The organism is Nocardioides daphniae, from assembly GCF_004777465.1.
Taxonomy (GTDB): domain Bacteria; phylum Actinomycetota; class Actinomycetes; order Propionibacteriales; family Nocardioidaceae; genus Nocardioides; species Nocardioides daphniae.
Genome location: NZ_CP038462.1, coordinates 1,890,315 through 1,911,779 on the forward strand (window position 1 = coordinate 1,890,315; position 21,465 = coordinate 1,911,779).

Consider the following 21,465-nt stretch of genomic DNA (forward strand, 5'->3'; position numbering starts at 1 on the left):
GAGGTTGCCACCGCACCTGTCTTGGTGTTTTGAGTACGAATACTCTGAATGGGTGAGCAGCCCTTACCAGAGTCTCCAGCGCACGGAAGCGACCGAACGACGCACCTTGCTGGACGTCCAGCACTACGACGTCTCCCTCGACCTGACCGGCGACACCACCTTCGCGTCGACCACCGTCATCGACGTCTCAAGCCGCGGTGGATCGACCTTCCTCGACCTGAAGCCGACCGCCGTCGAGGCCGTCCGCCTCGACGGCCGGGACCTGGACCTCGACCTCCTCGACCGTGGGCGCTTCCCCCTCGACCTGCCAGAGGGCACCCACCGCCTCGAGGTGGTCGCGACGATGCCCTTCCGCAACGACGGCGAGGGGCTGCACCTCCACGTCGACCCCGCCGACGGGCGCCGCTACGTCTACGGGATGTCCTTCATGGACGCCGCCCCGACCATCTTCGCCTGCTTCGACCAGCCCGACCTGAAGGCGCCCTACACCTTCCACGTGCGCGCGCCGCAGGACTGGACCGTGATCGGCAACGCCCCGGGCGAGCAGGTCGAGCCCGGCGTCTGGGAGCTCGCCACCACGCCCCCGCTCTCCACCTACTTCGTGACGCTCGTGGCCGGGCCCTACCACCTCATCCACGACGAGCACGACGGGATCCCGCTCGGGCTCAGCGCCCGCCAGTCCCTGGCCGGCGCGCTCGAGGCCGACGCCAAGGAGCTCCTGACGGTCACCAAGGCGTGCTTCGACGAGTTCCACCGGCTCTTCGGCATCCGCTATCCCTTCGGCAACTACCACCAGGCCTTCGTGCCGGAGTTCAACGCCGGCGCCATGGAGAACCCGGGCTGCGTGACCTTCCGGGACCCGCTCGTCTTCTCGAGCCGGGTGACCCGGGGCGTACGCATCCAGCGCGCGACCACGGTCGCCCACGAGATGGCCCACCAGTGGTTCGGCAACATCGTCACCCCGCAGTGGTGGGACGACCTCTGGCTCAACGAGTCCTTCGCCGAGTACATGGGCAACCGGGTCACCGCCGACGTCACCGAGTTCTCCGACGCCTGGACCCACAACGCCTACCTGCGACGCCAGTGGGGACTCAACGCCGACCAGCGCCCCAGCACCCACCCGGTCGCGGGCAACGGCGCCGTCGACGCCACCGCCGCCCTGCAGGACTTCGACGGCATCTCCTACGCCAAGGGCTCCAGCATCCTCAAGCAGCTCAACGCGCGGATGGGCGACGACGTCTTCTTTGCCGGAGCCGTCGACCACTTCGACCGGCACCGCTACGGCAACGCCACGATGCACGACCTCTTCGACTCGTGGACCCGCGCGGGCGCCGAGGGCCTGGAGGAGTTCACCGGAGCGTGGCTGCGCACCGCAGGCCCCGACACCCTGGCGTGGGACCGCTCCGCGGGGGCACTGCTGCGAACGCCGCCGGCCGACCACCCGGCCGACCGCACGCACGCCTTCCGGGTCGCCGTGGCCCGCGACGACGCGTGGGAGGTCACCCCCGTCACCGTCAGCGACGACACGACGCCGTTCGCGCCGGAAGCCGACGCCGTCCTGCTCGACCCGTACGAGGACACCTGGGCCGCCGCCACGCTGGACGACGCGTCGGTCGAGGCACTCCTCACCGCTCTGCCCACCAGCGACGACGCCGCCCTGCGAGCAGGTGCCTGGAACAGCGTGCGCACCACCTTCGCCCTCGGACGGCTGCACCCCGACCGGGTCGTCGCCCTCGCCGAGCGCACCCTGCCGACCGAGACCAACGAGGACGCGCTCGCGAGCGTGATGCCGTGGATCCTGCGCACCGTGGTCGGCCTCTCCCCCGCGCCGCAGGAAGCCACCCGCGCGCTCCACGCGGCGGCCAGCCGCCGGGTGGAGACCGCGCCGGCGGGCACGACCCTGCAGCTGGCCGGCTTCCAGTCGGCTGCGGCCACCTGCACCGACCCCGAGCGACTGCGCGCCTGGCTCGGCGGCGACGTCCCAGCCGGGATCGAGCTCGACCTCGACCTGCGCTGGGCCCTGCACGTGCGCCTGGCGGTGCTCGGGGCCACGACGAAGGAGGAGCTCGACGCCGCCCTGGCCGATGAGCCCACCGCCCGTTCCCGGGTCGAGCACGCCCGCGCCGTGGCCTCGCTCCCGCAGGCATGGGCGAAGGAGTGGGCGTGGGAGCGCTTCACCGGGGCGGCCGACGTGCCCAACTACGAGCTCGAGGCAGCCGGCCTCGGGATGTGGCGCTCCGGCCAGGAGGAGCTCACCGAGCCCTACGTGGAGCGCTTCTTCGAGGCGCTCCCCGCCCTGCCCGAGGTCCACTCCGGCTGGGTGCTCGGCACCGCGATCCGCTCGTTCTTCCCGTTCACCTCCTGCACCCGCGCCACCGTCGACCGCGCGCACGCGCTGGCCGGTGAGGAGCTCGACCCCACGGTGCGCCGCAACCTGGTCGACCACACCTTCGACCTCGAGTGCCGCCTCGCCACCCGGTCGCTCGTCGAGGGCTCGGCGTGAGCGAGCTCCCCCGGCGCCCCGGTCCCACGACCAGGGTCCAGGTGACCGAGCACCTCACGGAGCAGCACGCCTCGCGCACCCGCGAGGACCGCGTCATCACCGAGGAGCCGCTGGAGATCCGCCTGCGCTGGCCCGGCGAGCCCGGCACGCGCGTGTGGACCACCATGCGCACCCCGGGCCACGACTTCGAGCTGGCCGCCGGGTGGGCGCTGCACGAGGGGTGGCTCACCCCGGGCGGCCTGGAGACCGTCGCCTACTGCACCGACGTCGCACTCCCCCGCGAGCAGGAGTTCAACGTCGTGACGGTCGCCCTGGCCACCGTGCCGGCCAGGACCCCCACCGCGCTGCCGCACCACCACGCCTCCGGCTCGTCGGCGTGCGGTGTCTGCGGGAGCTCGACGATCGACGAGGTGCTGGTGGCACCCCGTGGCCCCCGGTGGCCCGGTGAGCTGCCGGACGAGCACGTCGTACGCACGCTGCCCGCCGCGCTGCGTGACCACCAGCGCCACTTCGACCGCACCGGCGGCGTGCACGCCGCCGGGCTCTTCACCGCCGGCGGCACCGCGCTCGTGGTCCGTGAGGACGTCGGACGCCACAACGCGGTCGACAAGGTGGCCGGGGCTCGGCTGCTGGCCGGAGCCCCGCCCGGCGCCGCGGCCCTGGTCGTGAGCGGGCGCGCAGGCTTCGAGCTGGTGCAGAAGGCCGTCGCGCACGGCAGCGGGTGCCTGGTCGCCGTCGGTGCCCCCACCAGCCTCGCCGTCGACCTCGCCCGGCGCAGCGGCCTGGCGCTCTACGGCTTCACCGGGCCCGAGCGCACCGTCCGGTACGCCTGAGGCCCGACTCCTCCCGCAGGAGGGGCCGGGCCCCGGGTCACCGCGTACGACGGTCGGTCACTCCGCGAAGGCCTCCGGCGAGGGGCGAGGGCAGAGCAGACCAGGTTGCGGTCGCCGTAGGCCTGGTCGATGCGGCCCACCGGTGGCCAGTACTTGTCGGGGTCGATGCCGGCCGGGAAGACGCCCTCCTCGCGGGAGTACGGGCGGTCCCAGTCGCCCACCAGCACGCGCGAGGTGTGCGGTGCACCGCGCAGCGGCGACTCCTCGGGGTCCACTCCCCTGCTGCCACGCGGTCGATCTCGCCCTTGACCGCGATCATCGCGTCGATGAAGCGCTCCACCTCGGCCAGGTCCTCGGACTCGGTCGGCTCCACCATCAACGTGCCGGCGACCGGGAACGACATGGTCGGGGCGTGGAAGCCGTAGTCGACCAGGCGCTTGGCGACGTCGTCGACGGTCACCCCGGTCTCCTTGGTGATCTCGCGCAGGTCGAGGATGCACTCGTGGGCAACCAGGCCCGAGTGGCCGCGGTAGAGCACCGGAAAGTGCTCCTCCAGCCGGGACGCGATGTAGTTGGCCGACAGCACGGCGTGGGAGGTGGCGGTGGTGAGGCCCTGGGCGCCCATCATCCGCACGTAGGCCCACGAGATCGGCAGGATGCCCGCCGAGCCGTAGGGCGCGGCGCTGATCGGGCCGACGCCCTCCCTTTCTCCACCTCCGGGTGGTCGGCGTGCGACGGCAGGAAGGGCGCGAGGTGCTCGCGCACCGCCACCGGGCCGACGCCGGGCCCACCGCCGCCGTGCGGGATGCAGAAGGTCTTGTGCAGGTTGAGGTGCGACACGTCGCCGCCGAACTCACCCGGCTTGGCGTAGCCGAGCAGCGCGTTGAGGTTGGCGCCGTCGACGTAGACCTGGCCGCCGTGGTCGTGCACCACCTGGCACAGCTCGGTGATTCCCTCCTCGAAGGCACCGTGGGTGGACGGGTAGGTGACCATGATGGCCGCCAGGTCCTGGGAGTGGGCCACGCACTGGGCGCGGAGGTCGTCGAGGTCGACGGAGCCGTCGTCGCTGGCCTTGACCACGACGACCCGCATGCCGGCCATCACGGCCGAGGCGGCGTTGGTGCCGTGCGCCGACGACGGGATCAGGCAGACGTCGCGGACCGGCTCACCCTCCGCACGCCGCGACGCGTGGTAGCCGCGGATCGCCAGCAGCCCGGCCAGCTCGCCCTGCGAGCCGGCGTTGGGCTGGATCGACACGCGGTCGTAGCCGGTCACGGCAGCCAGCCAACCCTCGAGGTCGTTGACCAGACGCCGGTAGCCGATCGCGTCCTCCGCGGGGGCGAAGGGGTGCAGGTCGGCGAAGCCGGGCAGGCTGATCGGCTCCATCTCGCTGGTCGCGTTGAGCTTCATGGTGCACGAGCCGAGCGGGATCATGCCGCGGTCGAGGGCGTAGTCGCGGGCCGAGAGACGGCGCAGGTAGCGCAGCATCTGCGTCTCGCTGTGGTGGGTGGAGAAGACCTCGTGGGTGAGGAAGGGCGTCGTACGCCGCAGGGCCTCGGGCAGGGAGACCTCCGTCGCGGCGTCGAGGCGCTCGAGGTCGGCGGCCTCCAGGCCGAAGGCACGCAGCACGCTGTGCACCGTGGAGCCGCTGGTGGTCTCCGACGTCGAGAGGCCGACCCGGTCCTCGTCCACGAGCCGCAGGTGCAGGCCGAGCGCCCGCCCTTGGGCCACCACGTCGGCGGCCTTGCCGGGCACCCGCACCGAGAGGGTGTCGAAGAAGTCGGCGTGCGCGACCTCGAGGCCCCCGGCACGCAGCGCAGTCGCGATCGCTGCGGCGTAGCGGTGCGTACGCTGCGCGATTGCGCGCAGGCCCTCGGGGCCGTGGTACACCGCGTACATCGAGGCGACGACGGCGAGCAGCACCTGGGCGGTGCAGATGTTCGAGGTGGCCTTGTCGCGGCGGATGTGCTGCTCGCGGGTCTGCAGGGTCAGGCGGTAAGCGGGACGCCCCTCGGAGTCGACCGAGACGCCGACGAGGCGGCCGGGCAGGTGGCGCTCGAGACCCTTGGCCACCGACATGAAGCCGGCGTGCGGGCCACCGTAGAAGAGCGGGACGCCGAAGCGCTGCGAGGAGCCGACCACCACGTCGGCGCCCAGCTCACCGGGCGCCTCGAGCAGGGTCAGGGCCAGCAGGTCGGCCGCCACGACCCCAAGGGCGTTGCGCTCGTGGGCGGCCGCGATCAGCGGGGCCGGGTCGACGATGCGTCCCGAGGCACCCGGGTACTGAACGAGGACGCCGCACAGCTCACCCTCGGGGAGACCCTCGGTGAGGTCGGCGACCACGACCTCGATGCCCATCGCCTCGGCACGCGTGCGCACGACGTCGATCGTCTGCGGCAGGGCGTCGGCGTCGACCACGAAGGGGCCCGACGCCTTGCGGTTGGCGCGACGCACCAGCGTCATCGCCTCCGCGGCTGCCGTGCCCTCGTCGAGCAGCGAGGCGTTGGCGGTGGGCAGGCCGGTGAGGTCACCGATCATGGTCTGGAAGTTGAGGAGCGCCTCGAGGCGGCCCTGCGAGATCTCGGGCTGGTAGGGCGTGTACGCGGTGTACCAGGCCGGGTCCTCCAGGACGTTGCGCCGGACCACGGGCGGGGTGATGGTCCCGTGGTAACCGAGGCCGATCAGCGACTCGGCCGGGCGGTTGCTCGCGGCCAGGGCACGCAGCTCGGCGGTGGCCGCGGCCTCGCTCAGGGCCGACGGCAGGTCGAGGGAGTCGGCCGTCCGGATGCCGCCGGGGACGGCCGCGTCCATCAACGCGTCGAGGGAGTCGAAGCCGAGGTGGGAGACCATGTGCGCCACGTCGTCGGGGCGCAGCCCCAGGTGGCGCTCCGAGAAGGGCAACGCACCGTCGAGGGCGACGAGCCCCGGGTCGGCCGACTGCGCCTCAGCGGTGGACGGGGTGGAAGGCTGATCGGACACGGGGAGTCCTTCGGGGTCGGGCGATCGAGGTCGCCTCCCCCTCTGTCACGCCGCATGCACGTCGCTTCCAGAGTTGCCTGCTCCACGCGGTCCTGGGTGCCTGAGAGGTTCCGGGGAGGAATTGCCCCTTCGGCGCTGACGACGGATTCGCCAGGCTCTCCCGCATGGGATGTGACAGCGCCCCCGAATCTAGCATTCGGGGGCGCTGGCGTGGTGCTGGTGTCCGGGTGGTGCGGTCAGCCGATCTTGCGGGCCGCGCGGCGCGCGGCCAGCTCGTCACCGGCGACGGGTGCGTCGGACTCGGCCGCGGTGCGCTCGCTGGGCAGCTCGGCGAGCGTCCCCTCGATCTCGCGCCACACCCCGCCGATGGCGATGCCGAAGACTCCCTGACCGCCCTGGAGCAGGTCGATGACCTCGTCGTTGCTGGTGCACTCGTAGACCGAGGCGCCGTCACTCATCAGGGTCACGCGAGTGATGTCCTCGGTGCCGCGCTCGCGCAGGTGCTGCACGGCGGTTCGGATCTGCTGCAGCGAGATGCCTGCATCCAGGAGCCGCTTCACGACCTTCAGGAGAAGGATGTCGCGGAAGGAGTACAGACGCTGCGAGCCGGATCCGGTGGCGCCACGGACGGTGGGTTCCACCAGTCCGGTCCGCGCCCAGTAGTCGAGTTGCCGGTACGTGATGCCGGCGGCGTTGCAGGCCGTGGGCCCGCGGTAGCCGGTGTCACTGGGCAACGGGGACACGTCGTCGGAGAAGAGCAGTCCTTGCTCCTCTGCGACTTCGGTGGCATGCGCAGCTGATGCTGCGTCCACCTTGTCCTTCTCGTTCTCGTTCACGCCCACAGGGGACCCTCCGTCGTCTACTCCGTTGAGCGTAACCCGTTCGGGGAAGGAAGAGGGACCTGTCGAGGACAGAATCACATCTGGAGAGTTACAACGGAGACAGTTCAAGGTAAGGCGCGGACCGGAGGTGGTCAACGCACCGACCCGGCGTGTCGCAAACCCTCAACCTCAAGGGGAGGGTGAGCCCCCGGGCTCCTCGAAGTCCTCGGGCGTCACCTGGTCCAGGAACTCGCGGAACTTCTCGACCTCGTCGTCCTGCTCGTCCGGCGCACTGATGCCGGCCTCGGCCATCACGTCGGGCGAGGCGACGATGCGGGTGCCGGTACGCAGCGCGAGCGCGATGGAGTCCGACGGACGGGCGCTGACCTCGACACCGGAGGCGAAGACGAGCGTCGCGAAGAAGACGCCCTCCTTCACGTCGACGATCCTGACCTCGTCGAGGTGCTGCCCGGTGGCCACCAGGACGTCCTTCAGGAGGTCGTGGGTCAAGGGGCGCGGCGGCACGACGCCCTGCTGCGCGAAGGCGATGGCCGTGGCCTCGCCCGCGCCGATCCAGATCGGGAGGTAACGGTCGCCCGCGGTCTCCCGGAGCAGCACGACGGGCTGGTTGGAGGGGGCCTCCACCCGTACGCCGATCACGTCCAACTCATGCACACCGAAACCCTACTCCCCTGCCCTGACGAGCGGGACCAGCGAGGTCAGGACTGCTGGAGGCGCGTCTTGACGAGCGTCGCGTGCAGCCGCACCGACAGTGCCGCGATCTGGTGCATGGTGTCGTCGGCCCGGGCGCTGGCCGACGCGTCACGCCCCCGCTTCAGGGGCTCCACGACCATCTCGACCAGGCCGGCCTCACGGTCGGCGGCGCTGCGGTAGGCGCGGAGGTGACGGGGCTCGAGGCCGAAGTCGGCCATCTCCTTGGCGGTCTGCACGATCACCAGGGCGTCGGTGTCGTAGTGACCGGTGCCGGGGCGCGGCTGGACCAGCCCGAACTGCTCCAGCTGGTTCAGCAGCTCGTCGCTGACCTCGGCGATCTTCATCAGCTCACGTCGGGACAGGCGTAGGTCGGAGCGTCGCGCGAACGACTCCGGCGAGGGGGTGCCGTCGCTGCTGAGAGCCACCTTGGGCACCGTCGGCACGACCGACTCGATGGGAGGCGGCTCCAGGCCCCGGTCGATCGCCTCGAGGTGCTGACCGATGACCTTCAGCGGCAGGTAGTGGTCGCGCTGCATCCGCAGCACGTAGCGCAGCCGGTCGACGTCGGCGTCGGAGAACTTGCGGTAGCCCGCGGGCGTGCGCTCAGGAGCGATCAGCCCTTTCTCCTCCAGGAACCGGATCTTGGGGATCGTCACGTCCGGGAAGTCCGGACGCAGCACGTCAAGGACCTGCCCGATGTTCATCCGCCCCTGGGGGCGGCACCGGACTGGGCCGAGGATGCGGTCACCACGGCGTCGTCAGCTCGCGTGGCCGGGGAAGAACACGAGTCGGTACTTGCCGATCTGGACCTCGTCACCGTCGGTGAGCGAGACGGCGTCGATCCGGTCACGGTTGACGTAGGTGCCGTTGAGGCTGCCGACGTCGGTGACGTCGAAGCTCGACCCGTTGCGGCGGAACTCGGCGTGACGACGCGACACGGTCACGTCGTCGAGGAAGATCGAGGAGTCGGGGTGACGTCCGACGGTCACCAGCTCGGTGTCGAGCAGGAAGCGCGAGCCGGCACCGGGGCCGCGCTGGACGACGAGGAGGGCCGAGCCCTCGGGCAGTCCGTCCACGGCGGCCGCGTCGACCGGGCTGAGGTCCCGGTCGGAGGTCTCCACCCGCTCCACGACAGGGCTGATCGTCGTGGTGGTCTCGGCACCCGCGTCGCCCGAGGGCGCGTCCTGGGCACCGGCGATCCGCGTCCCGCACTGGGCACAGAACCGGGCGTCGTCCGGGTTGTTCTTCCCGCAGGCCGTGCAGAACGGCATGTGTCCTCCGCTTCGACGATGTCAGCGTCCGCCTCGAGAAACCCTCAAGGTCGGACTGAGGCTCAAGGTTGCTATGAAACTACCAGTCGGGGCAACCGCCACGAGGCTGGATCAGGAAAGACCAGCCTGGTAGGCGGCGGCGTCCAGGAGGGTGTCCACCACGCCGGCGTCGGCGGGGACGACCTCGAAGAGCCAGCCACCTGCGTACGGGTCGTTGTTGACCAGCTCGGGAGTCGCGTCGAGCGCCTCGTTGACGGCCACGACCTCGCCGGAGACCGGCGCGTAGATGTCGCTGACCGACTTGGTCGACTCGAGCTCGCCGCAGGACTCGCCGGCAGTGATCGTGTCGCCCACCTCGGGGAGCTGCACGTAGACGATGTCGCCCAGCGCGTCCTGGGCGAAGTCGGTGATGCCGACCCTGACGGCGCCGTCGGTCTCGCCCGGGCTCCGCACCCACTCGTGCTCAGCGGTGTACTTCAGGTCCTCCGGGTACATCACGGCTCCTTCGTCGAGGTGGCTGCGGGTCGTTGCCGACGAGGCTACTGCCCCTCAGCCGGCGTAGCGAACTCCGCCCTGGGCAACGACCGGATGCTCTCCACGTCGACCGAGTCCAGCTCCTCGATGGAGACGTCGGCACTCTCGTCACCCCGCAGCGTCGCGATCGGCCCGCTCGGGAAGGTGAGGCCGGTGTGCAGGGTGTGCGGCTCGCCGATCACCTCGATCACGTAGGGCGAGCGCAGCGGCTCCCCGTCGAGGTGGATGACGCCGTCGACGTCGGAGAACGAGCTCGAAACGACCAGGCGGACCCGGCCGTCGAACTCGATGGCCTCAGCGCCGGCCGTGCGCAGCTCCTGGATCGTGTCGAGGAGGGAGTCGATGCTGATGCGTCCCGCCTCCTCGGTGATGGTGATCCGCAGGCCGGGGCCGGTGACGGGGACCAGACCGGCCAGCATGTTGAGCGTCTTGAGCCGCGCCTCGGCCTGCTCGACGGCTGCTTGGCGCGCGCTGGTGTCGACTTGGAGCTCACGGCGGTCCTGCTCCAGACGGGCGATCTCCTTGCGGGTGCGGTCGGAGGTGCCGGCGACGCCGTTGAAGATCTCGATGAGCTCTTCCTCCCGTCGACCCTGGTAGGAGTCATCGAGCTGGGTGCTGCGGACCTGGGTGACCGCCGCGAAGCCGAGCGCAGCGAGCAGAGCGCCCACCACGATCTGCGACCGGCCGGGCTTGACGAACACCTGCCGCAGGCGGGCGCGCACAGCGGGCCGTCCGACGAGGGCGGGCTCGTCCTGGTCGCCGTGCTTGGACGGCTCTGAGGGCCCTGGGGCGTCTGACTCCTCGGGCTGCGACGTCGACTCGGCGCGGCCCTCGGAGCCCGTCGGCTCGTCGACGTCCGTCTCGGACTGCGTCTCGTCCTGCGTCTGGTCCTGCGTCTCGGACTCGTGGTCGACCGCGCCGTCCTCCGGCGCCTCATCCGCGGCAGCGTCGACCGTCGCGGACGTGCCCTCCTCCACCTCGACCTCGTCGGGCTCGGGGCTGGCAGGACGCGTCGGCTCAGGCGTGGAAGACATGGCGGCGAATCGCAGCGGCGTTGGAGAAGATGCGGATGCCCAGCACGACGGTGACACCGGTCGAGAGCTGGCTGCCGACGCCGAGCTGGTCACCGAGGAAGACGATGAGGGCAGCCAGGACGACGTTGCTCATGAAGGAGACGACGAAGACCTTGTCGTCGAAGATCCCGTCCAGGTGGGCGCGGAAGGCGCCCAGCACGGCGTCCAGCGCCGCGACCACGGCGATGGGGAGGTAGGGCTCGAGACCGGTGGGGATGTCCGGTTGCAGCAGCAGCCCGGCGAGCACGCCGAGCAGCAGTCCGATCGCGGCGATCACTGCTACTCGCTCTCCTTCCGGTCGTCGACGTCGTTGCTGCTCCCCTGCGTGGCCGACCGCATGGGGCGGACCCGCGCAGCCGGGAGCTCGAGGTTGTCATCATCCTGCACGTCCAGGGCAAATCCCAACGAACGCGCCACGGAGTAGAACAAGGATCCGTTGGCGCTGGCGAGCAGCTGCGCCGGCATCCGGTCGGGGTCGCCGATCGCCTCGACGACGTACGGCGGGTTGAGCGGGCGGACGTTGACGTGGATGGCGCTGCCGGAGTTCTGGATGGACGACAGGGCGGTCAGGCGCTGGCCGTTGATGGCTATCGCCTCGGCTCCCGCAGCCCACAGGCCGTCGACGAGGACCAGGAGGTCGTCGTCCTGGACGATCTGGGAGGGGGACGGGTTCGGGGCGTCGTCGACGGTGACCCGCAGCCCGGGCCCGCGGACGGCCAGGTAGCCGGTGCGGGCTCCCAGCCGGCTCACCCGCGCCGTGAGCTGCTCCTCGCGCGCACGCAGCTCGCGCAGGTCGGCCTCGCTCCTCGCGTTGGCGTCGAGGAGCTGTCCGGCCTGGTCCTTCAGCGCGCGCACCGAGGCCTGCTCCTGCTGGATGCGCTCGGCCAGGCTCGCCCTGCCCAGCGCCTCGACGTCCGCGTTGCGCGAGGTCTGCATGGCCGCCACCGCGACCAGCACGCCGAAGACGGCCACGGCCACGGCGGTGACGACCTTCGACTGGCGCGAGGGCGGAGGCACCTTCACGCCACTCTCACGGCTGTGCCGGCGCTTGCGCTCGGCCACGGCCTGGTAGCCCTCGTCCATCGACTCGCGGGTGAGCAGGGTCAGCAGGGTCAGCAGCGGCATCGTCACGTGCTGCGGCAGTGGCCTGCCGGTCGGCGCGTCGGGGCGCTCCGGGCCAGGTGTCGGCGTCTCAGCCACGGACCCGACCTCCCCTCGTACGCGGCACGGGCGCCGTCTGCTGGAGCAGGACCCGCACCTGCCAGGCGTAGAGCACGCCGGCCCACCAGTAGAGACCGATCCCCCAGCAGGCGAAGGCCCAGCCGAAGATGTTGGCGAGCGTGGAGAGGGTCCCGTCCCCGCCGCCGAGCAGGAGCAGCGGGAAGGCGTACAGGAGGTTGAAGGTCGCCGCCTTGCCCAGGAAGTGCACCGGGAGCGAGCTGTAGCCGCGGGTGCGGAGCAGTGGCACCAGGCCCCAGAGCAGCAGGTCGCGCAGTGGCAGCAGGACGGCCACCCACCACGGGATGAACTCGCGCCACGCCAGACCCACCACGACGGCGAAGATGTATAGGCGGTCGGCGACCGGGTCGAGCAGCGCCCCCAGACGGGACCTCTGGTCGAGGGTCCTGGCGAGGTAGCCGTCCAGCCAGTCGGTGACGCCGGAGACCATGAGGAGCACGAACGCCCAGGTGACCTGCCGCTCGACCACGACGAGCCACAGGAAGAGCGGGACTCCCAGCAGACGCAGGAAGCTCAGGACGTTGGGGAGGGTGAGGACGCGCGAGTCCCCGGCGCGGACGTCAGCCACGGTCGTCCATGCTCCCTCCCGGCGCGCTCCGCGGCCCTGTCGTGGTTCGGCGCCCGCCAGCCTACCCAGCAGACCTCAGGACGACGGGGTGTCCTCGTGGTGAGCCGCGTCCCGGATCTCGCCGACCAGCTCCTCGAGCAGGTCCTCCAGGGTGACCAGCCCGAGCGTGCTCCCGTCCTCCCCCACGACGCGGCCCATGTGCGCTCCCCGCCGCTGCAGGGCCTCCAGCGCCGAGTGGAGCGCGTCGTCGAGACGGACGCTGGCGAAGGGGCGGGTCCACTTGTCGTCGATCGGGCGCTCGCGACGCGGCTCGTCGACCTCCAGGACGTCCTTGATGTGCAGGTAGCCGACCAGGTCGCCGGAGTCGGCCCGGACCGGGAAGCGCGAGTAGCCGGTGGCGGCGCAAACGGCTTCGACCTCGGCTCCCGAGGCCCCGCGGGGCACCGTGGTGAGGGTGTCGGTGGGCATCAGCACAGCGGCGACGGTGCGCTCGGTGAAGCCCAGGGCGCCGGAGAGACGGTCGTACTCCCCTGCCTCGAGCATCCCTTCGCCGCGCGACTCCTCGACCAGGGCAGCGACCTCCTCGCGGGTGAACGTGGAGTTGACCTCGTCCTTCGGCTCGATCCCGAGCGCCCGGATGACCACGTTCGCACAGGCGTTGATGAAGAGGATGATCGGCTTGAGCACCGTCACGAGGACCATCATTGCGGGTCCGAGCAGCAGGGCCGCCCGCTCCGGACCGGCGATCGCGATGTTCTTCGGCACCATCTCCCCCAGCACCACGTGGAGGTAGACGACCAGGGTCAGGGCCACCACGAACGAGATCGGGTGGACCGCTCCGTGCGGCACGTGGGCCAGCTCCAGCACGGGCTCGAGGAGGTGGGCCACCGCCGGCTCCCCCACGGCACCGAGGCCCAGGGAGCAGACGGTGATCCCGAACTGGGCCCCGGCCATCACGACGGAGACCTGCTCCATCGCCCGCAACGTGGAGCGCGCCATCGCCGAGCCGGCCGCGGCGCGCGGCTCGATCTGCGAGCGTCGGGCGGAGATCAGTGCGAACTCCGCGCCGACGAAGAAGGCGTTCAACGCCAGCAGCACGACGGCCAGCACGACGGCGGCGAGGTCACCCATCGACGTCACCGCCCTCGGCGGCCGCCGGGGTCACGGCCTCCACCCGGAGCCGGTCGATGCGCCGCCCGTCCAGGCGCTCCACGGTGAGGGCCACCGTCTCGTACGACGTCTCCCCTCCCGGTCGGCACTCGGCACCTGGACCTCGACCCGGTCACCGACCGCGGCGAGCCGCCCCAGGGCCTTGACCACGAGACCGGCCACGGTGTCGTAGTGCTCGTGCTCGGGCAGCGCCCACCCGGTGGCATCCTCCACCTCGTCGGGGCGCAGCAGGCCCGAGACCGACCACGAGCCGTCACGTCGCCGACGCGTCCGGTCGCCCAGACGGTCGTGCTCGTCGGAGATGTCGCCGACGATCTCCTCCACGACGTCCTCGAGCGTGACGATGCCGGCGTGGCCGCCGTACTCGTCGAGGACGACGGCGAGCTGGAATCCGTCCTGGCGCAGCAGCGCCAGTAGCGGGTCGAGGCGCAACGAGTCCGGGACCACGATGGGCCGGACCATGATGTGGCGGACACGGGTGGTCGCCCGTTCGTGCAGCGGCAGCGCGACGGCGTGCTTGACGTGCACCGTGCCGGCGATCGCGCCGGACTGGTCGAGGACCGGGAAGCGGGAGTGGCCCGTCTGCCGGGCCAGCTCGATCACCGCCTCGGCACGGTCGGTGTCGGTGAGGCTGTGCGTGCGGACCCGCGGGGTCATGATCTCGCCGGCCGTGCGGGTCCCGAACTCGACCGAGCGGCCCATGAGCTCGGCCGTCTCGGCGTCGAGCGTGCCCTCGACCGCCGAGCGCTGGACCAGGGAGGCGAGCTCACCGCTGCTCCGCGCGGAGCGCAGCTCCTCCTGGGGCTCGATGCCCAGGCGCCGCACGATCGCGTTCGCGGAGTTGTTGAGACCGCGGATGGGCAAGGCCATCGCGCGGGTGAAGCCGCGTTGGAAGCCCTGGGTGGCTCGCGCCGTGCCCAGGGGCACCGAGAGGGCCACGTTCTTGGGGACGAGCTCGCCGATCAGCATCGTGCCGAAGGTGGAGAGCGCGAGTCCGATGCCGACCGCAGTGGGGCTGATCGCGCCCTCGGGCAACCCGAGCCGCTCCAGCGGGGTGTCCACGAGCGAGGCGATCGCCGGCTCGGCCAGGAAGCCGATCGCCAGGTTGGTGATCGTGATCCCCACCTGCGCCCCGAGAGCTGGGTCGAGAGGCTGCGCAGGGCCTGCTGCACGCCGAGGGCTGCGGAGTCACCGCCGTCGGCGGCCCGCTCCACGGCGTTGCGGTCGACCGTGACGAACGAGAACTCCGCCGCCACGAAGAGGCCGCAGGCCAGCATCAACAGCAGGGACAGGCCGAGCAGGAGCCACGGTGTCACGGGCCCTCCCCGCCGTCGAGGCAGGCAGCACCGCAAGGCAACCGACTCAGCGAGCTGGGTTGGTGACCGTCCATGCGGGGTGTTGCTCCTCGAGGTCCGGGGACGCGGTCAGGCGATCCTACGCCTCACGACGCGGCCGGTTCGGGCTCGCCCAGCTGGCGCCCCTCTGCCACCAGGAAGAGGCCCAGTGCCCGGGCCACCTCGTCGGTCGAGACGGCGGGCAGCACGTCGCCGGGCCGCGTGGTCGAGACCCAGCCGATGCCGGGCTCGAGGCGACGTACGACGCGGGCCGGGACGCCGACGACCACGCTGTGGTCGGGCACGACTCCCCTGACGACCGAGCCGGCGCCCACCACGACGTTGCGGCCGATGCGGCTGCCCGGCAGGATCACCGCACCGCGCCCGATCCACGAGCCGTCACCGATCTCCACCGGGTCGTGCTTGCCGAACTGGAGGCCGATCGGCGTGTGCGGGTCCTGGTACCCGTGGTTGGCGTCGGAGATGTAGACGTCCTGGCCGAACCAGACGTCGTCGCCGATCACGATCGACTCGTGGGCGGTGATGGTGGCCCGCGCTCCCACCACGCAGCGCTCCCCGATGACCAAGCCGCGCTCGGGGGCACTCGCGTCGTCGGGTCCGTAGCCGACGCCGAGCGAGCACTGGCGCCCGATCATCGTGCCGGCGCCGACGTGCATCGACCTGGTCCCGAAGAGCGACATCGGCGGAAAGGCGATGCAGCTGCCGGGGGCCAACGTCCCGAACTCGTCGCCCAGGGCGGTGCCGGGGGCGATTGCGCCGGCGCGTTCGACCCAGCCGTGCACCCGGTGCAGGGCGTCGGCGATCAGGCGGTGACGTCGTTTCACGAGGCGTGACCCTACCTGCGGGTAGCCCTCCCGTGGGCCACAACGCCGGGTCAGTTGACCGGCAGCTCGATCGTGGTGCCACCGGCGGCGATCACCTTGCGCTCGGTGGCGGCGATGATCCGGAAGAGTCGGGTGTTGCGCCCGAGGCGCACGTGGTCGGGGACGACGCGCTGACTCGCCCGCGCCGCGGCGGTGAGGGCGCGGTGACCGGCGGCGTGCGCCGGGCTCCACGACAGCCCGAAGGCGTCGCGTACGCGGGGTGGGAGGAGGCCGACCACCACCAGGTTGGTGCCACGCGTGCCGATGCGCAGACGCCCGGGCACGGGCATGTCGTGCGCGATCGCCCTCCCCACGGCGCGAGCCTCCTCGGTGACGTGGAAGTCAGGGCCCGAGAGGTGGGCCTCCATCCATGCGTCGAAGGCGTCTGCCGTCACGGGTGCGACCTCACGCGGCATGCCGAAGAGCTCACCGAAGCGCACCCAGTCCTGCCAGAGCTCCTCGCGCTCGTCCACGGTCAGCGGACGCACCAGGGCCTCGAAGCAGGCGTGTGACGAGTCCGCGAGCACCGCCATCGTCCAGAGCATCAGCTGCGGGTCGAAGGCGTCGTACGGCGTCCCGGCAGGGAAGCGCCCCTCGTCACGAGGCAGTACCCCCTGGACGCGGGTGTGCATCCGGCGGACCCCGGTGAGCACCCGGTCGGCCTCCTCACGGTCACCGAAGAAGATCGACTCGAACGCCTCGGCCGTCGCGGAGAGCCGCGCGAACGGTCGCTCCTTCGCCTTGGTCGAGGAGCTGGTCCCGACGTAGGGCACCGGCGAGGTCGCACCGATGATCAGCGCCCGCTGCCCGTACGTCTGCCCCACGGCCCGCTGCAGCTGCACCCGGTGAAGCATCGAGTCGGGTGGAAAGTACCCCGGTGCCCCCACTGCCCCTCCTGCGTCCGCTGGCTCCTGACCACCCTAGCGAGCCGACACGTGGTGCCCCACGGTTCATGCGATGGCTCGCGAGTTCCGCCGGCAGGGCTACGGCGTCGTCGTCTGCGGCCGCAGCGAGGAGGCGGTCCAGGGCGCGGTCGCGGCCCTCGGCACCGAGGGCGTGTCGGACGGGCCACCGACGTCACCGACGTCAGCCAGCTGCAGGCTCTGTGGGACCTCGCCGCCGACGAGTTCGGCGCGGCACGAGCCCCAGGGCAGCCGGCACGTCGGCGACGGCCCACACGAGGGACTCGACGCCGGGCGCACCGTGAGGTCGCTCCCCCGGCGTCGGCGACCCGAAGGCCAAGAGCTCGATGAAAGCGGTCTCGGTGCGCAGCAGCGCCACCTCGGCCGACGTGCCGCTCAGGGCGAGTGACTCGTCGGCCGGCCCGGTGCCCACAGGCCAGCTGAAGCCTCCGTGGTCGTGCGCCCCGAGGGCATGGATGAAGAAGTCGCGGGCCACGGCCACGTCGCGCACGCTGACGCCGACGTGGTTGACCGCGCGCACGCGGCCGGGGATCACGGCATCGGCAGGTCGATGGTCTGGCACTTCTGGCAGGTCTTGCGGGTGGGCGTCTGGGTGTTGTTGCCCGGGGAGCGCCACACGTGACCCTTGAGGCGGCACGAGAGCGGCAGGCCGGTGGCCACGCCGGTCTTCGGGGCGGGGGCGCCGCCGATGAGGCCAGCGCGCCTGGCCACCAGCGCGGCCACTCCGGCAGCACCGAGCACGGCCAGGACGAGGCGGACGGTCTTGTTCATCAAAGGTCACCTGGAGAGGTGGGGGGACAGGTCCCGGGTCGAGCCGGGGAGCCAGGGGTCAGGCGCCGCGCTCGCGACGCTCGCGGTCGATCTGCTCGTAGGTGGGCCGGATGTCGCCCAGGTGGGCGCGCTGGGCCTCCTCAGCGCCGGCCACGTCGCCGGCACGCACGCGGTCGAGGATGTCGCGGTGGTCGTGGTCGACCTGCGCCCAGAACGAGTCGGGGGCGTTGCGACGGATGAAGCGCTCGTAGACGACGCCGAAGATCGGCGCCGCGACCGCCTCCAGCACGGGGTTGCCGGTCGCGCGCAGCAGGCTCAGGTGGAAGTCGCGGTTGGCGGTGAACATCGCGTCGAGGTCGGTGAGGTCGGGGTCGAACATCGTCGCCTCGAGCGCCTCGAGGTCGCCGTCGGCGTGCCGGGCAGCGGCCAGGCCGGCAGCTGGCACCTCGAGCATGAAGCGCACCTCGATCAACGACTCCACCGAGAGCGAGTCGGCCGAGGTCAGCAGGGCCAGGCTCGACTGCACCAGGCCGGCGATGTCGCCGGGCTGCGGGGCCGCGACGAAGGAGCCGCCGGCCACACCCCGGCGGGTGACGAGCAGCCGCTCGGTGGTCAGGGCACGCAGGGCCTCGCGCACGGTGCTCCGGGAGACGCCGTACAGCTCGCAGAGCTCAGCCTCGGCAGGCAGCCGGTCGCCGGAACGGAGCTCGCCCGAGAGGATCTGGCTGCGCAGGGCGTCGGCCAGCACCTGGTACGCAGGCCCCTTCTCGGCAGCACCGCCTTCACGTCGCATAGGGGGCACCCTAGCCTCCCGACCGGGTCGCGAGAGGCGGTGCGGACCACACGGGCGACGGCCTCATCGCGCACCGCCGGCCACGCGCAGCAGCTCGGCCACCACCAGGTCGGGTGCGACGAGCGGCGCGTCGTGCCCCGTGGGGAGGAGCCGGTAGGCGATCCCCCGGACGTCGCAACGGGCCCGGGTGACGGTGAGGGGTAGCCCTGCGGGGTGCCGGTGCAGAAGTAGAAGTGCTGCCCGACGGAGTCGGGCACTGCAGGCACGGGGTCCAACGACGGCCCCACCGGGGTCGGGGTCAGTTGCGGCGCGATCCAGGTGGCGAGCTCCTCCGAGAGCCAGGCGTCCGGTGCCGGAGGCCGCGGGGGCACCGTGGCCTCGCGCGCAGGCAGCTGCGTCAGGCCCGGACCGAGGTCGACGGCCCGCTCGCCTGGTCGCCAGTGCTGCCCGAGCAGCAGGGCGCCGGCACCCAGGGTGCGCAGCAGCGCGCCCGGGGCCATCAGGCGACCCCGTTGCCGCGACGCGGCATGAACCACAGCGTGGCACCGCCGAGGAGGAAGAGGAGGAGGCCGAAGAAGAGGATGGCCGCCAGCTCCTCGCCGGGGCCGGTCTGCGGGAGCTCGCCCCCGGCGGCGGGCGCGGCGTCGCCGGTGGTGACCGTGGGGGCAGCGGCCACCTCGCCGAAGGAGATGTCGCTGTAGAACGAGTTGGCGGTCACCGTGGCTGCGTCCTCCGCACCCGGGAGGGGCTGCGGGCCGATGACGCACTTCTGCTTGGTGCAGTCGAAGGTGTTGAACTTCTCCTTCACCACGATCTGCGTGGTCGGGATCTTGCCCGAGGCGTCGGCGTCGACGAACGTGGCGCCGCCCGCCGTGTTGCAGTCGGCCGGCCCCTTCATGCCGTCGACGCACTGGCCGATGGCGATGCTCTTGAGGCCGGGCTTGAAGCCGCTGCCCGAGATGGTCACCTGCTGACCGTCCTTGAGAACGAACTGGCCGTCATGCCCTTGCGGACGCCGTCGGCGTCGAGGGTGGTCACGATCGTGACCCCACTGGGCCACTGCGCCATCACGTCCCGGAACGTAGCGGGATCAACCATGGGCACCTCGTCCCCCAAGGAAGAATATACGATATCTAGCCTCGTGCGAACACGCATTTGCAACAAACGCCCACAGGACCGTCCCGGCTATATGATGTAAAGGACCGCGATTCCCTGGAGAGGCCGCCCCATGACTGCACGTACGGACACCCGAGTGCGCTCCATCAGTCACCGCTCACTGGTGGACCGAGTCACCGAAGAGCTGCAGCGTGCGATCCTGAACGGCGACATCGCCCCGGGATCCACCATCTCGATCGTGGAGCTCTGCAAGGAGTTCGACGTCAGCCACATCCCCGTGCGCGAGGCCCTGCGGCGCCTGGAGAGCGAGGGCGTGGTGAGCCTGCGCCCGGGTCGCTCCGCCGTGGTGGCGAGCCTCAGCGCCGACGACCTCAGCAACATTTACAGCCTGCGCAAGCTCATCGAGGCCGACCTGGTCGTCAAGGCCACCCCGCGCCTGGACGCCGCCACCCTCGAGCGTGCCGACGCGGCGATGAAGGAATACGCCACCATCGAGCGCGAGGCCTCCCGCCTGGCTGCCGCCCACCACGCCTTCCACGCCGCCTTCCTGGACGACGTGCTGGGCACGGCCGACCGACGGGTGCTGGAGCTCCTGTGGACCTCGTCGGACCGCTACCTCCACCTGCTGCTGAGCGACCTGGACAAGGGGCCGGAGAAGACGCAGGCCCGCATCGACGAGCACCAGGAGCTGCTCGAACTGGCTCGCGCCGGGCGTACCGAGGAGCTGCGTGACGCGTGGGTCGCGCACCTCGACAGCTCCGAGCAGGCACTGCTCCAGGCACTCGCCGCCCGGGACAAGTGACGGGTCTCCCCCGCACCCGAGGCCACCGGGCACGACGATGGGCCGGCACCCGTGACGGGTGCCGGCCCTTCGTGCGTCGACGTCAGACCCGGACGATGCTCTCGGCCAGGCCCCACGGGCGACCGTCGACGAGGTCGGTGCCCTTGGAGACGAAGCGGTTGACCGCGCACTCCGGGCGCAGGACCACACTGGTGAGGCCGGCCTCGGCCAGGACCGGTTCGGGGCGGCTGATCGCCCCGTCGAAGGGGCGCTCCCAGCCGTCGCCCCACAGGGTGAAGTTGTGCGAGAGCGGCACCAGGACGCCGCCCGCCACCCCAGGCGTACGAGGTCCTGCCGTGACCAGGTTGAGCCGGTTCTCCGCCGCGCCCTCGAGGAGCAGCGGGTCGAGGTCGAACGCCCCGAGCTCTACGGCCCGATCGCAGAGGGGCCCCGCGGTCGCCGTGCCCCGGCCGGCGCCGCCGAGGTCACGGCTGCCTCCGTCTCCCCGCGGCTGGGGAGGACGCCACCGCGGTGCTCGCCCAGGCGATCGCCGCCGGTACGCAGCTCGTCGTGCTCCCCGAGCTGGCGTCGCGCGGCGGGGGTGGGCACGGCCGACGAGTCGCCGACCCTGACCGTGGACTTCATCGTGTCGGCGCTGGCAGGCACCGAGTCCGTGGTGGTCACCTCGGTGGTCGAGGGCGACGCCCACGTCGGCGTGGTGATCTCGGCCGACGGGGTCGTGCTGCGCCAGAAGCAGCCGCACTCCAGCGCACGCCACGCCGAGTGGGCCACCGACCTGGGCGACACCGTCGAGCTGCTCGGCCGCCATGCCCAACATGACCTCGGCCAACGCCGACGCGCTGCCGGCGAACGGCCGCCGCCTGGGCTTCGCGGTCCTGACCTTCCTGGTCACCCTGGGCGGCTCGGTCGGACCGCTGCTGATCGGCATCGCCGCCGACATCGTCGGCCTCCAGTACGCCATGTTCATGCTGCTGCCGCCGCTCTTCCTGTGCATCTGGGTCGCGCTGCGCATCAGGAACACCTACGACGACGCCGCCGCCAAGGCGCTCGCCATCGGCGGCGGTGCAGCGATGGACGCGCTGGTCACCCACTGACGCTGCTGCACGGCGTACGAAGGGCTCCACCCGAGCGGGGTGG

At 71.6% G+C, this 21,465-nt stretch carries 26 protein-coding genes and 1 riboswitch; of the genes, 4 read left to right on the forward strand and 22 right to left on the reverse strand.

The genetic code is table 11. The features are described 5' to 3' along the window. Positions 1-52: 52 nt before the first annotated feature. Positions 53-2,503 carry an aminopeptidase N gene (gene pepN / locus E2C04_RS09310; RefSeq protein ID WP_135832372.1) on the forward strand — a complete coding sequence of 817 codons (2,451 nt, stop codon included), beginning with the start codon at positions 53-55 and terminating at the stop codon, positions 2,501-2,503. Continuing rightward, positions 2,500-3,336 (forward strand): formate dehydrogenase accessory sulfurtransferase FdhD, encoded by an 837-nt coding sequence (locus E2C04_RS09315; RefSeq protein WP_135832373.1) that lies wholly within the window; start codon positions 2,500-2,502, stop codon positions 3,334-3,336. Before pepN ends, E2C04_RS09315 begins: the two co-directional genes overlap by 4 nt. A gap of 37 nt (positions 3,337-3,373) precedes the next feature. On the opposite strand, the gene E2C04_RS21975 is transcribed toward E2C04_RS09315, so the two are convergent. The 20 genes from E2C04_RS21975 to E2C04_RS18085 form a co-directional block, all read right to left on the reverse strand. Further along, a complete protein-coding gene (locus tag E2C04_RS21975; RefSeq protein WP_420873075.1) occupies positions 3,374-3,961 on the reverse strand; it encodes a hypothetical protein in 588 nt (195 codons plus the stop codon). Beyond that, positions 3,961-6,315 (reverse strand): aminomethyl-transferring glycine dehydrogenase, encoded by a 2,355-nt coding sequence (gene gcvP / locus E2C04_RS09320; RefSeq protein ID WP_420873076.1) that lies wholly within the window; start codon positions 6,313-6,315, stop codon positions 3,961-3,963. Before gcvP ends, E2C04_RS21975 begins: the two co-directional genes overlap by 1 nt. Before the next feature lie 77 nt (positions 6,316-6,392). Beyond that, positions 6,393-6,488: riboswitch (glycine riboswitch) on the reverse strand. Between the two features lie 63 nt (positions 6,489-6,551). Beyond that, on the reverse strand, positions 6,552-7,127 hold the full coding sequence (locus E2C04_RS09325) for a MerR family transcriptional regulator (RefSeq protein ID WP_202977977.1): 576 nt from the start codon (positions 7,125-7,127) through the stop codon (positions 6,552-6,554). Positions 7,128-7,325: 198 nt separating this feature from the next. Beyond that, positions 7,326-7,811 (reverse strand): bifunctional nuclease family protein, encoded by a 486-nt coding sequence (locus tag E2C04_RS09330; RefSeq protein ID WP_135832375.1) that lies wholly within the window; start codon positions 7,809-7,811, stop codon positions 7,326-7,328. Positions 7,812-7,855: 44 nt separating this feature from the next. Then, positions 7,856-8,554: a transcriptional regulator FtsR gene (gene ftsR, locus E2C04_RS09335; protein WP_135832376.1), complete on the reverse strand. Its 699-nt coding sequence runs from the start codon at positions 8,552-8,554 to the stop codon at positions 7,856-7,858. Between the two features lie 54 nt (positions 8,555-8,608). Continuing rightward, positions 8,609-9,121, reverse strand: a complete 513-nt coding sequence (locus tag E2C04_RS09340; protein WP_135832377.1) for an FHA domain-containing protein — start codon at positions 9,119-9,121, stop codon at positions 8,609-8,611. Positions 9,122-9,232: 111 nt separating this feature from the next. After that, positions 9,233-9,616 (reverse strand): glycine cleavage system protein GcvH, encoded by a 384-nt coding sequence (gene gcvH / locus E2C04_RS09345; protein WP_135832378.1) that lies wholly within the window; start codon positions 9,614-9,616, stop codon positions 9,233-9,235. Positions 9,617-9,660: 44 nt separating this feature from the next. Next, complete coding sequence (locus tag E2C04_RS09350) at positions 9,661-10,689, reverse strand: DUF881 domain-containing protein (RefSeq protein WP_135832379.1); 1,029 nt, start codon at positions 10,687-10,689, stop codon at positions 9,661-9,663. Then, positions 10,673-11,005, reverse strand: a complete 333-nt coding sequence (locus E2C04_RS09355; protein ID WP_135832380.1) for a small basic family protein — start codon at positions 11,003-11,005, stop codon at positions 10,673-10,675. Before E2C04_RS09355 ends, E2C04_RS09350 begins: the two co-directional genes overlap by 17 nt. A 2-nt stretch (positions 11,006-11,007) precedes the next feature. Then, positions 11,008-11,928, reverse strand: coding sequence for a DUF881 domain-containing protein (locus tag E2C04_RS09360; protein ID WP_135832381.1), 921 nt, complete (start codon positions 11,926-11,928; stop codon positions 11,008-11,010). Beyond that, entirely contained in the window at positions 11,921-12,535 is a 615-nt protein-coding gene (clsA, locus tag E2C04_RS09365) for a cardiolipin synthase ClsA (RefSeq protein ID WP_135832382.1), read from the reverse strand. The genes E2C04_RS09360 and clsA overlap by 8 nt, the downstream gene beginning before the upstream one ends. A gap of 75 nt (positions 12,536-12,610) precedes the next feature. After that, entirely contained in the window at positions 12,611-13,666 is a 1,056-nt protein-coding gene (locus E2C04_RS09370; protein WP_135832383.1) for a hemolysin family protein, read from the reverse strand. A 30-nt stretch (positions 13,667-13,696) separates the two neighbouring features. After that, a complete protein-coding gene (locus E2C04_RS09375) occupies positions 13,697-14,830 on the reverse strand; it encodes a hemolysin family protein (RefSeq protein ID WP_238694221.1) in 1,134 nt (377 codons plus the stop codon). A gap of 316 nt (positions 14,831-15,146) precedes the next feature. Next, the gene (locus tag E2C04_RS20880) at positions 15,147-15,884 is read right to left on the reverse strand and encodes an acyltransferase (RefSeq protein WP_275106483.1); all 738 of its coding nucleotides are present in this window, start codon (positions 15,882-15,884) and stop codon (positions 15,147-15,149) included. Between the two features lie 50 nt (positions 15,885-15,934). Beyond that, the gene (locus E2C04_RS09385; RefSeq protein ID WP_202977725.1) at positions 15,935-16,765 is read right to left on the reverse strand and encodes an oxygenase MpaB family protein; all 831 of its coding nucleotides are present in this window, start codon (positions 16,763-16,765) and stop codon (positions 15,935-15,937) included. Positions 16,766-17,009: 244 nt separating this feature from the next. Beyond that, positions 17,010-17,366, reverse strand: a complete 357-nt coding sequence (locus E2C04_RS09390) for a VOC family protein (protein ID WP_135832385.1) — start codon at positions 17,364-17,366, stop codon at positions 17,010-17,012. An 11-nt stretch (positions 17,367-17,377) separates the two neighbouring features. Then, entirely contained in the window at positions 17,378-17,617 is a 240-nt protein-coding gene (locus E2C04_RS09395; protein ID WP_135832386.1) for a hypothetical protein, read from the reverse strand. A gap of 58 nt (positions 17,618-17,675) precedes the next feature. Continuing rightward, on the reverse strand, positions 17,676-18,410 hold the full coding sequence (locus tag E2C04_RS09400) for a FadR/GntR family transcriptional regulator (RefSeq protein ID WP_135832387.1): 735 nt from the start codon (positions 18,408-18,410) through the stop codon (positions 17,676-17,678). A 499-nt stretch (positions 18,411-18,909) separates the two neighbouring features. Continuing rightward, a complete protein-coding gene (locus E2C04_RS09405) occupies positions 18,910-19,377 on the reverse strand; it encodes a neocarzinostatin apoprotein domain-containing protein (RefSeq protein ID WP_158630647.1) in 468 nt (155 codons plus the stop codon). After that, the gene (locus E2C04_RS18085) at positions 19,374-19,508 is read right to left on the reverse strand and encodes a flavin reductase family protein (protein ID WP_170213502.1); all 135 of its coding nucleotides are present in this window, start codon (positions 19,506-19,508) and stop codon (positions 19,374-19,376) included. The genes E2C04_RS09405 and E2C04_RS18085 overlap by 4 nt, the downstream gene beginning before the upstream one ends. A gap of 181 nt (positions 19,509-19,689) precedes the next feature. Between E2C04_RS18085 and E2C04_RS09410 the strand changes: the two genes are divergently transcribed. Beyond that, positions 19,690-20,328, forward strand: coding sequence for a GntR family transcriptional regulator (locus tag E2C04_RS09410; protein ID WP_158630648.1), 639 nt, complete (start codon positions 19,690-19,692; stop codon positions 20,326-20,328). An 82-nt stretch (positions 20,329-20,410) separates the two neighbouring features. Here the strand turns inward: E2C04_RS09410 and E2C04_RS09415 are convergent, their stop codons facing one another. Beyond that, positions 20,411-20,641, reverse strand: coding sequence for a hypothetical protein (locus E2C04_RS09415; RefSeq protein WP_135832390.1), 231 nt, complete (start codon positions 20,639-20,641; stop codon positions 20,411-20,413). A gap of 92 nt (positions 20,642-20,733) precedes the next feature. Next, positions 20,734-21,114: a hypothetical protein gene (locus E2C04_RS09420; protein ID WP_135832391.1), complete on the reverse strand. Its 381-nt coding sequence runs from the start codon at positions 21,112-21,114 to the stop codon at positions 20,734-20,736. Between the two features lie 20 nt (positions 21,115-21,134). Between E2C04_RS09420 and E2C04_RS09425 the strand changes: the two genes are divergently transcribed. Further along, a complete protein-coding gene (locus E2C04_RS09425; RefSeq protein WP_135832392.1) occupies positions 21,135-21,422 on the forward strand; it encodes a hypothetical protein in 288 nt (95 codons plus the stop codon). The last annotated feature ends 43 nt before the right edge of the window (positions 21,423-21,465 follow it).

Coding starts and splice junctions, on each gene's coding strand:
- E2C04_RS21975 (WP_420873075.1), bottom strand. CDS start 3,961: ATGGGCGCCCAGGGCCTCACCACCGCCACCTCCCACGCCGTGCTGTCG.
- ftsR (WP_135832376.1), bottom strand. CDS start 8,554: ATGAACATCGGGCAGGTCCTTGACGTGCTGCGTCCGGACTTCCCGGAC.
- E2C04_RS09340 (WP_135832377.1), bottom strand. CDS start 9,121: ATGCCGTTCTGCACGGCCTGCGGGAAGAACAACCCGGACGACGCCCGG.
- gcvH (WP_135832378.1), bottom strand. CDS start 9,616: ATGTACCCGGAGGACCTGAAGTACACCGCTGAGCACGAGTGGGTGCGG.
- E2C04_RS09350 (WP_135832379.1), bottom strand. CDS start 10,689: ATGTCTTCCACGCCTGAGCCGACGCGTCCTGCCAGCCCCGAGCCCGAC.
- E2C04_RS09370 (WP_135832383.1), bottom strand. CDS start 13,666: ATGGGTGACCTCGCCGCCGTCGTGCTGGCCGTCGTGCTGCTGGCGTTG.
- E2C04_RS09395 (WP_135832386.1), bottom strand. CDS start 17,617: ATGAACAAGACCGTCCGCCTCGTCCTGGCCGTGCTCGGTGCTGCCGGA.
- E2C04_RS09400 (WP_135832387.1), bottom strand. CDS start 18,410: ATGCGACGTGAAGGCGGTGCTGCCGAGAAGGGGCCTGCGTACCAGGTG.
- E2C04_RS18085 (WP_170213502.1), bottom strand. CDS start 19,508: ATGGTTGATCCCGCTACGTTCCGGGACGTGATGGCGCAGTGGCCCAGT.
- E2C04_RS09425 (WP_135832392.1), top strand. CDS start 21,135: ATGCCCAACATGACCTCGGCCAACGCCGACGCGCTGCCGGCGAACGGC.